Origin of the sequence: Nonomuraea sp. NPDC050227 (genome assembly GCF_044459705.1) — a bacterium.
Classification (GTDB): domain Bacteria; phylum Actinomycetota; class Actinomycetes; order Streptosporangiales; family Streptosporangiaceae; genus Nonomuraea.
The window spans coordinates 1-1,533 of record NZ_JBITJF010000032.1; the positions used below are offsets into that span (position 1 = coordinate 1).

General features: G+C 66.4%; 1 protein-coding gene. It reads right to left on the minus strand.

Annotation, left to right across the window (positions count from 1 at the left end; genetic code table 11):
- Nucleotides 1-13: 13 nt before the first annotated feature.
- Entirely contained in the window at nt 14-1,408 is a 1,395-nt protein-coding gene (locus tag ACIBK9_RS51805; RefSeq protein WP_397166833.1) for an IS4 family transposase, read from the minus strand.
- Nucleotides 1,409-1,533: the final 125 nt, after the last annotated feature.

Sequence of the window (1,533 nt, forward strand, 5' to 3'; positions counted from 1 at the left end):
CAATGCCGGGAAGTTAAGGGCTTTGGGCTGCTGTCAACTGGTGTTCGGTGAGGATGTTGATGGTGGTGCTCGCGCGGTGGTTGGTGCGGTCGACGTGTCCTTTGGCCCGATGTTTGGAGATCGCGCGTTTGACGATGCGTGGGCTGATGCGTTCGCGGCGTTGTGGCAGGGGATCTTCAAGGAGAGCGCGTCCGATACGCCCGAGCAGGTCGATGGTGGTGTCGGCGAGGATGCCGGCGGCGTGGACGACTTGATCGCGGGCGGTGAGCAGGGCGATGGTGAAGCTGGCCCGGTCATCGGTGATGCCGGGATGGGATGCGGTGGCATCGGCCATCGCCAGCCGCAGGACCTGGTAGGCGGTGAGCAGAGCATAGATTTCCTGGTCGACGCCTGCCGGGGTCCGGGAGCGCAGGACGCGGCCGCCCAGAATGGTCGATTTCAGTTCGAGGTAGATCGTTTCGATCTCCCAGCGCTGGTGGTAGAGGACGACGAGGTCCCGGGCGGGGTATCGGTGCTGGTCGAGCAAGCTGGTGATGAGCCGGTAGTGGACGGTCCGCCGGTTGATACCGGACAGAGTGACGGTGATGTGGGCGTCGATGACCCGGATGGGGACTCCGCCCAGCACGCTGGTCCACGACCCATCCGTCAGGGTGGCCAGCCGGGGCAGGGCCCGGCTGTTCTTGCAGCGGATCAACAGGTCCGCCCCGGTGACGGCGATCGCCGTGACGAGGTCCTTGACCGCGAAGTTCCGGTCGCCCAGGAGCACCATCCCCGGCCGCAGAGCACCGAACAGGGAGGGCGCGTAGCTGGTCTCGCCGGTCTTGATCGGGCCGAAGGTCACCGCGAGCAGGGTACGAGTGCCGCAGACGACTACGGCCAGCAGTCGCAGGAGGGGATAGCCCGACCCGCCATGCGAGCCGCTTTGATGCCCGAACCGGGTCAGGTTCGCCGGGCTGTCGGGCACTGACATCGTGGTGCCGTCCATCGCGCAGACCAGCAGCCCCCGCCACCGCAGCGCGCCTGCCGGCGGGCCCGCCAGCAGCTCGAACAGCGCCTTCAACGGCGCTACCCCGACCCGGCGTCGTGCCTGCGCCAACGCCGAGGACGACGGCGGCGCTGCTGAAACGGCCAAACCCGACACGAGCCGGGCCCATACCTGCCGATACCCCATCCCGGCGAACAGGCCCGCTGCCAGCAGCAGATACACCATCACCCGCGACGGCAGCTCCCGTAGCCGCCGCTCGACCGCACCTGTGTCCGCCAGTACCTCATCGACCATCTCGAAAGGGATGATCTGGGTCAGCTCACCCAGATGACCTGGCGCGAACACCCCTGCCGCGGTGCGGGTGGTCGATGTGACCGTGCTGATGGCGGAGGCCAGGGCAGACCTGGCAGACTGTCGGCTCAACGGAGATCCAGTCTGTTACGGATGGTTGTGGAAGATCACCCGTTCTACTGGATCTCCGTTCTCATGTCCCAGGTTCGGCCGAACACCTTGACTCGACCGCCAGCCGTCTTAACTTCCCGGCATTG